Source organism: Longimycelium tulufanense (assembly GCF_014645795.1).
GTDB classification, from domain to species: Bacteria; Actinomycetota; Actinomycetes; order Mycobacteriales; family Pseudonocardiaceae; genus Longimycelium; species Longimycelium tulufanense.
This window is the reverse complement of the sequence record NZ_BMMK01000072.1, coordinates 1-8,224: the sequence shown is the minus strand read 5'-3', so window position 1 is coordinate 8,224 and position 8,224 is coordinate 1. Positions and strand designations below refer to the sequence as shown.

At 71.0% G+C, this 8,224-nt stretch carries 13 protein-coding genes; 6 read left to right on the top strand and 7 right to left on the bottom strand.

Going from position 1 to position 8,224, the window contains the following annotated elements:
• Together IEY55_RS31175 and IEY55_RS31170 are read right to left on the bottom strand one after the other, a co-directional pair.
• On the bottom strand, positions 1-315 hold a 315-nt coding region (locus IEY55_RS31175), incomplete at its 3' end, for a hypothetical protein (protein ID WP_229686939.1).
• Positions 312-1,688: a coiled-coil domain-containing protein gene (locus IEY55_RS31170; protein WP_189062177.1), complete on the bottom strand. Its 1,377-nt coding sequence runs from the start codon at positions 1,686-1,688 to the stop codon at positions 312-314. The genes IEY55_RS31170 and IEY55_RS31175, both read right to left, overlap by 4 nt.
• A gap of 269 nt (positions 1,689-1,957) precedes the next feature.
• Here IEY55_RS31170 and IEY55_RS31165 point away from each other — a divergent pair, with 269 nt between their 5' ends.
• From IEY55_RS31165 to IEY55_RS31145, 5 genes are all read left to right on the top strand, one after another.
• Positions 1,958-2,515, top strand: coding sequence for a hypothetical protein (locus IEY55_RS31165; protein WP_189062176.1), 558 nt, complete (start codon positions 1,958-1,960; stop codon positions 2,513-2,515).
• On the top strand, positions 2,508-2,762 hold the full coding sequence (locus IEY55_RS31160) for a hypothetical protein (protein ID WP_189062175.1): 255 nt from the start codon (positions 2,508-2,510) through the stop codon (positions 2,760-2,762). The genes IEY55_RS31165 and IEY55_RS31160 overlap by 8 nt, the downstream gene beginning before the upstream one ends.
• Positions 2,763-2,849: 87 nt before the next feature.
• Positions 2,850-3,245 (top strand): hypothetical protein, encoded by a 396-nt coding sequence (locus IEY55_RS31155; RefSeq protein WP_189062174.1) that lies wholly within the window; start codon positions 2,850-2,852, stop codon positions 3,243-3,245.
• Positions 3,242-3,634, top strand: coding sequence for a PIN domain-containing protein (locus tag IEY55_RS31150; RefSeq protein WP_189062173.1), 393 nt, complete (start codon positions 3,242-3,244; stop codon positions 3,632-3,634). The genes IEY55_RS31155 and IEY55_RS31150 overlap by 4 nt, the downstream gene beginning before the upstream one ends.
• A 110-nt stretch (positions 3,635-3,744) precedes the next feature.
• A complete protein-coding gene (locus IEY55_RS31145; RefSeq protein ID WP_189062172.1) occupies positions 3,745-4,053 on the top strand; it encodes a hypothetical protein in 309 nt (102 codons plus the stop codon).
• 234 nt (positions 4,054-4,287) lie between these two features.
• Here IEY55_RS31145 and IEY55_RS32435 read toward each other — a convergent pair whose 3' ends face one another.
• From IEY55_RS32435 to IEY55_RS31120, 5 genes are all read right to left on the bottom strand, one after another.
• On the bottom strand, positions 4,288-4,779 hold the full coding sequence (locus tag IEY55_RS32435; protein WP_229686938.1) for a hypothetical protein: 492 nt from the start codon (positions 4,777-4,779) through the stop codon (positions 4,288-4,290).
• Entirely contained in the window at positions 4,760-5,029 is a 270-nt protein-coding gene (locus tag IEY55_RS31135; protein ID WP_189062171.1) for a hypothetical protein, read from the bottom strand. Before IEY55_RS31135 ends, IEY55_RS32435 begins: the two co-directional genes overlap by 20 nt.
• A gap of 419 nt (positions 5,030-5,448) precedes the next feature.
• Positions 5,449-6,165 (bottom strand): PP2C family protein-serine/threonine phosphatase, encoded by a 717-nt coding sequence (locus tag IEY55_RS31130; RefSeq protein ID WP_189062170.1) that lies wholly within the window; start codon positions 6,163-6,165, stop codon positions 5,449-5,451.
• Between the two features lie 19 nt (positions 6,166-6,184).
• A complete protein-coding gene (locus IEY55_RS31125; protein WP_189062169.1) occupies positions 6,185-6,400 on the bottom strand; it encodes a hypothetical protein in 216 nt (71 codons plus the stop codon).
• Between the two features lie 44 nt (positions 6,401-6,444).
• Positions 6,445-6,591 (bottom strand): hypothetical protein, encoded by a 147-nt coding sequence (locus IEY55_RS31120; RefSeq protein WP_189062168.1) that lies wholly within the window; start codon positions 6,589-6,591, stop codon positions 6,445-6,447.
• A 160-nt stretch (positions 6,592-6,751) separates the two neighbouring features.
• On the opposite strand from IEY55_RS31120, the gene IEY55_RS31115 reads away from it, so the two are divergent.
• Positions 6,752-7,942: a helix-turn-helix domain-containing protein gene (locus IEY55_RS31115; protein ID WP_229686937.1), complete on the top strand. Its 1,191-nt coding sequence runs from the start codon at positions 6,752-6,754 to the stop codon at positions 7,940-7,942.
• Positions 7,943-8,224: the final 282 nt, after the last annotated feature.

Genomic DNA, 8,224 nt, shown 5'->3' with positions numbered 1-8,224 from the left:
GTTTCGGCGCTGGACGCCGTACCGGAGGTCGATGAGTTGGGCGCGGGCGGCCAGCAGGGCGAGCCGGGCGTGCTCGGGGGTCAGGCAGCCGTTCTCCTGCCATGCCTGGAGGGCGTCGCGGGCGCGATCCAGCAAGGGGCCGGTCAGCGCGGCGGCCCCGGGGTCGGCGTCGGTGAGGGCCTGGTCGTGGTCGTCCTGGCGGCGCTGGACGTCGGTGGTGAGGTAGCGGGTGATCTCCTCCCGCGCCAGGCGTTCGATCCGGTCGTCCGGGGACGGTTCGGGTTCCGCTGGGGCGGGGGGAGCGTCGGGGGTCATGGCCGGCGTTCCCCCTCCGCTGGTTTCGGCGGGGGGAGGGTGCGCATCCGGTCGAGTTCGACGCGGAGGCGTTCGACGTCGGCCTCGGCGCGTTCGGCGCGGGTGCGGAGGGCGGTGTGGGCCTCGTCGCGTGCCCGGAGTTCCGCAGTGTGGGCCTCGGTGATGCGCTGCATGGCGTCGGTCTGCTGGGTCCGCAGGGCGTCCAGGTCGGTGCGGTAGTCCTCGCGGGCCTTGGTGAGCTGGACCCGATGCTCCTCCCGGAGGGTGGCGAGGTCCTGGGTGTACTCCTTGCGTAGCTCGTCCAGCTCGCGGCGGTAGGCGGCCTGGTCGTGGGTGAGCTGTTGGCGGACGGCGGCGAGTTCGTTGCGGAGCCGTTCGGCTTCGTCGCGGGCGTCACGTTCGGCTTGGGCGGCGCGTTCGACCCGGCGGGCGGCGTCGTCGATCGCCTGGCGGGCCTTCTCGTCCGCCCGGTCGGCGTGGGCCTGGGCCTCGGCCACCTGGTCGGCGGCGGTCTTCTTCACCGCCTGGGCCTCGGTGTCGGCATGGGCCTTGATCCGTTCGATCTCGGTGGCGGCCTCGATCTTGGCTTTCTTGATCTCGGTGGCGGCGTCCGCCTGGGCCTGGGCGATGGCCTTCTCCGACGCTGCGGTGACGCGCTCCAGCTCGGTCTGGGCCTCCTGGGCGGCCTGCTCGGCGGCCTTGGCGGCGGCGCGGGCCTGCTGGACGTCGGCTGTGGTCTGGGCGCGGATGCGGTCGATCTCCTCTTGCGTCTGCGCACGGACCCGCTCGGCCTCGGCCTCGGCTTCTTCGGCCGCCGCGTCGGCTTCGGCGCGTTCGCGGTCGGCGACGTCGGCGCGGCGTTCGGCGTCCTTGCGGGCGCGGTCGGCGGCGGCGCGGAGCCGGTCGGCCTCGGCGACCTGGGCCAGGGCGGCGCGGTGGGCCTCCTCGGCTTCGGCGGCGGCGGCCTCGACGTCGCCGGCCACGGCGACGGTGGCGACCACGCGGTCGAGGTAGGCGCGGAAGTCGGCGATCCGCGCGGGAAGTTCGCCGAGTTGCTGCTCCAGGGTGGCCTTGGCGAGGGAGACCGGGGTGGAGGTGTCCTCGATGGCGGGGTCGACGGTCGCGCCGCCGCCCTGGGCCTGGGCGGCCTCACGCTTGCGGCGCTGGCGCTCGCGCCACGCGCTGCCCTTGTTGTGCACGGGGCCGCGGGTGCCGTCCGGGAGGACGTCGGCCTGTTCGCAGTAGAGGCTCGGGCGGCCGGTGGCGGGATCGGGTCGACGGGGGCGGGTGCAGCCGGGGTACTGGCACCAGTCGGGGGGCTGTGCCTGGCCGGCGGTCTCGGCGGGTGCGGTCGCTGCGGTGTCGTGGTCCACGTCACGATCCTACCGCTTACGTCTCTTCCGTCGCAACTTCAGTTTCGTCTTTAGTTTCGTCTTTAGTTACGTTTTTCGTATCTTAGATGACGTAACTAAAGTGACGAAAGATGCTGGGGTCCGATAAGTCCCAGTTATCGGACCCCACACAGTGCCCCAACTCGTTCGTGAGTTCACGAACTTTGCTGCTGGTTACTGATGGGCTGATCGAGTTAACCAGTGTCGGTGGTGGTGACCGTGCCGGCCGGTGATCGCTACGCTGACCGGCCATGGACAGATGGGATGCGTGGACCACGGGCCTGCTCGGCCTGCTGTTCGTCACCGCCGGGGTCGGGTTCGGGGTGTGGCTGGTGGCCCGGCACCTGGTGTGGGTGATCCCACCGCGCTGGGCGGCACGGGCCTGCCTGGTCCTGGGGTGGGCCGGGACCTGCCTGGCGGCCGGGACCGGCGCGGTGCACCTGCTCGCCGAGCGGCCGGCGGTGCTGGCGCTCGCGCTGTGGGCACTGCTGACGGTCCTGCTCGCGGTGCTAGCGGCGGCCACCGGGGCGTCCTCGGGCGCGCCCCGGTGGCGCGGCCTGGCCTCCGGACACCGCTGGGCCACGGCCGCCGCGGTCGCGATCCCCGGCACGGGGCTGGTCGGGCTGCTGTCCTCCCCCGACGTCGTGCTGCTCACCAAGCTCGTGGCGCCGGTGTTCGCCGTGCTCACCGCCGCCGCGACCGCGCTGCTGCGGCACCCGCCGGCCGACGACGACACCACCCCGGCGGTCCCCCGGGAGTTCCCGCGCCCGGCGCCGGTGCGCGACGAGGAAGAGCCACGGCATGTCTGAGGCACACCCGGTCGACGATTTGGGCCGCCTGTCCTTCCGCACCGCCGGCCAGCTCCGCCTGCTGGCCGAACGCCTCACCACGCTGGACTGGCAACCCGACGGCTACACCCCCGCCGACCTCGCCCGGCTGGCCGACGCCCTGGGCGGCATGGCCCTGCGCTGCGCCCTGGACACCGGCAACACCGCCCTGCTCAGCGAGCTGACCGGCCGCCACGTCCGCGACCTCACCGACGACGACCACCCCTGACCGCCCCCGCAGAAAGGGCCTTTTCGTCACCGTGACAGAGCATCCGGGAGCAAGAACCCCCGGGCGATCAACGAGAAAGGAACCCTGATGCAGCCGGCATCACCCGACGACCGGGACCCCACCACGACCGAGAACCCCTCGCTTCCCAAGGGGGTCAGCGTCGACGACACCACCCGCACCGTCCGGGTCCCGGTCCGGATGGTGCTACACGAGTTCCGGCGCGTCCTGGCGCTGGCCGACGAGTACGAGCGGGTCGAGATCGCCAGCAACGGCCGGGTCGTGCTCATCGCCCACACCCCCCACCCCGGGGAGGTCGCCGCCGACGAACTCGCCGGCCGCGGCCTGGTCCCCGCCGACTGGCGCACCCGGCAGGCCGCGCTACGCCGCCGCCTGGCCACCCTGCCCACCACCACCCGACCGGGCACGGTCGATCCGACCGCCGCAGTGCGCACCGACCGCCAGGACGACGGACGCACGCCGTGATCTACCTCGACGCCACCGCCCTGGCCAAGCTCGTCCGCCCCACCGACGAGACGGCCGCGCTGGCCGCACACCTCCAGCTCACCACCGACCCCCTGGCCACCTCCGACCTGGCCGTGGTCGAACTGCACACCGCGCTGGCCCACACCGGAGCCGACCCGATCGAACGCGACGCCGCCGACGCCCTGCTGGCCGGGCTGCTCGTCCTCCCGGTGGGTCCAGTCATGCCGGCCGCCGCGCGCCGAGCCGCCGCCGACCTACGCACCGTCGATGCACTCCACCTCGCCGTGGTCAACCAGATCCCCGGCGCCGTCACCGAGATCATCACCTACGACCCGGTCCTCACCACCGCGGCCGAACGCGCAGGCCTCCGGGTAACCGCCCCCACCTGACCGTCGGCCTGGGTAGCCGGCGCGGATTCCCCCTGTGCCGCAAGGAAAAACCCGTGACGATCACTCCACGGTGTCCACTGCCGTGCGATCACGAGAAAGGAAAACCCCTGATGCCCACCGACACCGTCCTGACCACCGTCGCCCTCACCGTGGGCCTGGCCACCCTGACCATCTGCCTACCCCTGCTGCGAAGGTGGCCCTGGCACGATGCGACCTTCCGCCACGGCCTGATCGCGGCCCTAGCCACAGCGCTCACCCTGACCGGCACCGGGGCCTACCTCCTGCTCCGCGTCGCCGACCAGCACCGCGACGGCGTCCTCGGCACCGTGGTCATCCTCACCGTCGTCGCCGCGCTCGCCGCGGTAGTGCTGGTGCCGTGGGTACGCAGGCCGCCGACGGCCCCCGACGCCCAGCGGTGACCACCTGGGCACCGCCTCACCCAACTTGCCCTTCTCCCCACAGTGGAACGGGCCGGTCTGCTCCCCTGTTGGGGGTCCAGCACAACCGGTCGAGCACCAGGACGGCCAAGCACCAGCGCGACACGAGCTGCCTGGGCGGCAACCAGGGATGTTCCGGGGCCTTCGACCAGCACGACAGGCCAACGCGGTGGAAAGCCCACGCTCTCCTCTCCGGTTCGCGTGATCCGCCGGGGGTCACGGCGAGCGGTCGCGCCACTGCCGGACGAATGCGGCGAGTTCCGCTTGCTCCCGGCGCTCGCGGTCGAGCACCCGGTTGAACTGGGCGCGGTCCAGGTAGCGGTCAACAGCGGCCAGGACGAGGCGGCGCAGTCGCTCGGGCGGCAGCGCCTCAACCTCCCACTGCACGGGGTTGTGGACGTCGTAGCCGTGGCGGGCGGCGAACTTCGGCCAGCGAGGATCACCCTGTTTCGCCGGAGCGGAGGGCAGGCCGTTCGCCTGCCTCTTCGTGACGGCCAGCCGCCGGGCGACCGACCAGCAGCCTGTCCGCTTCATCCAGTCGCGCTGGATGTCCTCGCCGGAGGCGTCCCAGTCCCCCACGTAGAGCAGCACCGCAGGGCGACCGTCGTCGAGCACCCGGTCTCGGACCTGGTCCACGTAAGACTGGCTCCCGAACCCCCGGCAGATGATCACCGGGATCCCCAGGGTCTCAGTCCACTGCGTGATCATGAGGCGGACGGTGTCCTTCTCCGCGCCGATCCACACCCTGCCGCACGTTGTCGATCAACGGCGGGAACTCACCGCAGCGGCGGGCCTCGGCCAGCCGGGCGGACAGCCGCCGGTACACCGGGTCACGGTGCGGGATGACACCGCGGGTGAACAGCACGTAGTACAGGGCGCGAAGCGTCACCCCGAATTCGTAGCTGGCCACGATCTCCCGGGCCTGGGAGACCACCTCCGGCCAGCGGATGCGATACATGTACCGATCCTGCGCCGGCCGGACCCGCACCGTCCCCCGCCGACACCCCACTGGGGGACCTCTCCCCCAGCGTCGAACGTCCTTCCCCGCTCCGGTGATGCAGCCGGCATCACCGCGTGCTTCGGTTGGCTCTGAAACCGCAGCGGAAGCTGCGTAGGCATTCGGAAGCCGAGTCGTCCGGTCAGGGGTCGGCTGCGGTGGATGCGCCACCACGTTCGACCGGTGGCGGGATGGATCGGTGCGAGTTCGGCGGCCAGCGTCTCCAGGTCGGCGAGCAGATCAGCGGGCAGACGAAGGCCCCAGACACCGGCGCGGGTGCCCAGGGCCGTAACTCTCTGTGGGTTACTTCTTCGGGATCTTGATTGGCTGGGTCGGGGACTCGTCGCCCTCGAACTCGTCGTCTCCGCCGAACGGGATCATCAGGTCACCTCCTCGTGGGTCGTGGTGGTGTGCGGTTCGGGGTGATGCGCCACCAGAACGACGACGTCATCCCGGTTACGTCTTGGCGCGGTCTTCACCAGCGCCTCGGCCGCCGTCTGCGGGTCGTCGGGGTGCTGCCGCAGAAGAGTGGCCATCGCGTCGGCGGCGAGGTCGAAACCGTCCGAGGTGAGCACCAGGACCGGTGCGGCGGCGATCTCAACGGCGTCCAGGCCGTAGCGGTCGATCCGGCCGAGACCGTTGGTGAGCTGGTGGTCGACCTTGCGGGCCTGGTCTTCCGGTGTTCCCTCAGAGCGAAGTCGTTCGCCGAGGGTGTGTGGGTCGGTGCAGCGGCGAACCTGCCCGGTGGGGTCGAGTTTCCAGGCCATACAGTCACCGGCCCATGCCACCCGCCATTCCCCGCCGGGTTCGCTGGTGGCGACCACAATCGCCCCGGACGGGGACGGGTAGTCGGTGGCGAGGTCGGCGCACAGTTCGTGGGCCGCCAGGACACCGTGCACGGGGGTGCGGCGGGCCGCCACGTAGGCGGCCGTGGCCGCTGCGGTGCGGGCGAAGTCAGCGACCTCGGGGGTGCTGCCGGTGCCATCGACGACCGCGAGTGCCAGTCGATCGCCGTGAACGACATGGGCGCAGGCGTCGGCGTTGAGTGGGCGGCGCGGGCCTTTCTCCGTCGCGACACCAACACGAGCAGTGATCATGGTGTGGAAGCCTTCCAGTTCAGCGGCTGCCGTACGCCGGCAGGTTGACGGTGATCGGTGGTCCGCTGGGGGCGCGAGTGTCGCAGGCTGCGCAGCGCGGCCAGTCCGGGCAGCCGGCACCGGGACTAACAGCAGGTAGTTCCTTGTCGCACAGGGTGCGAACGGTCCACTTCCCGGACATCGGTACGCCCTGGTAGGCGTGCAGCACGCCGTGTGCGGGAAACCAAGTGAGCACCGTCGACCTCCGCCCTGACGGTGCGGGCCGTCCGCAAGGCGCGCTCATCGCGTGACCTCCTTGCGTCTGGCGGCGTCGACCCGCTTGCGGCAGGCCAGCCACGACGACAGCGGGCGGGATGGCGGTCGAGGCGCGAGGCCGAACAGGGCCAGCGTGGTGTCGGCGTCAGTCGGAACCAGGACGGTAGGCACAGCGCATCTCCGGCTGATCGAGCGTGGGGGCGCGCCGCCCCCGCCCGGAATGTGGGCACGAGCGGGGCGGCGCGCGCATGGCGATGGGGTCTGCCTGCGGTGTCGGGGGAGGCGCGGGCAGCGTCCCTGCCGAGGGGGAGCGTGACCGAAGCCACTACCCATGTCTCGTAGCCTGGCGATCACGGCACGTGACGAGAAGAGGGATGCCGTCTGCCGCCGTCTACAACTGGTGGGGGTCGTGATGGGGTTGGGCGAGAATCTGCGCGCTGCACGGGAACACGCAGGGTTGTCCCTATCCGCGTTGGCGCGGCGCACCCACTACAGCAAGCCGTTGTTGGCCGCGTTGGAAACGGGGGGACGCCGGATCACGCGCCGCCATGTCCTGGCGTACGCGGTCGCGTTGGGTGTGTCGGTCGACGTGCTGTACGGGGACCCGACAGACCCGGTGCGGGCTGCTCACCGCTGGCTGGTGGAGGACTCCCCCATGGTGGTGCACTCCCGAGCGGGCCGCCGCATCGGGGCAAGCCTGGTCGAGGCAATGCAACGGCGGGTAGTGGAATTGCGGCACCTGGACGACACGGTCAGCAGCACCGAGTTGTATCCGGTGGTGCACAAGGAACTCGCCGAGGCACAGCAGGTCGTGGCCGGCGCGTCCTACACCGACACCAACGGAGGCAGGCTGTGGGGCGTGGTCAGCGAGCTGGCGCAGCTCGCGGGCTGGGTTGCCAGCGACACCGGACGCCACGCGCAGGCCGAACACACCTACCTTGCCGGGGTATCCGCGGCCCGACACGCCGGAGACCGGGTACTCGGGGCGCAACTGCTGTCCTGCCTGGCCTACCAGACCGCCAACATCGGGGACCCTTCAGATGCGGTGCTCGTGGCCCGCAGCGCCATCACAGGCGCCCCCGCCGCGTCACCGGTGGTGCGTGCCCTGCTGTGGGAACGCCTCGCCTGGTCGGCAGCCCGAGCCCGCGACACCGAAACCACTCGGCGGGCACTGGACACCGTTGACGACACGTACGCCGACCGGTCGACCGGCACACCCGAACCAGAGTGGGTGTATTGGCTCAACCGGGCCGAAATCGACGTCATGGCCTCCCGATGCCACATCGAACTCGGCGACCCCGCCACCGCGGAGCCGCTACTCACCCGCGCATTGGCCACCTACCCGGCCGAGCACGTACGCGAGACCGGTCTCTACCGGACCTGGTTGGCCGAAGCCTACGCACGCACCGGCAACCACGACGCCGCAGCCACAGTGTTGGTCGCTGCGGAACACGACGCCGCACGGGCACGATCAGCGCGGCTGGATCAGCGCATCACCGACGTGGCCTGCCTACTCGACTGAACAGGAGAAACCATGCGCAGTCACCAAGCCGGAAAACTCGATAAGCATTGGCCGCACACCTACAACTCAGCATCGACCCCCTGGCTACATCGGACCTGCCCGCGTTCGGCTGCTGATCACCAGTTTGGGCGGTCGATCCTGCCCGCATCGGCCGCCGCCCTTCGAGGACACGCCAGCATCGATGCCGGCGAATACCCAGTGCACCAGTGGGGACCGCGTGGGACTGTCTGATTAGCGGTGGATCGCCTGGAGATGGCAGGTTGGCTCGACTGACCTGCCAGG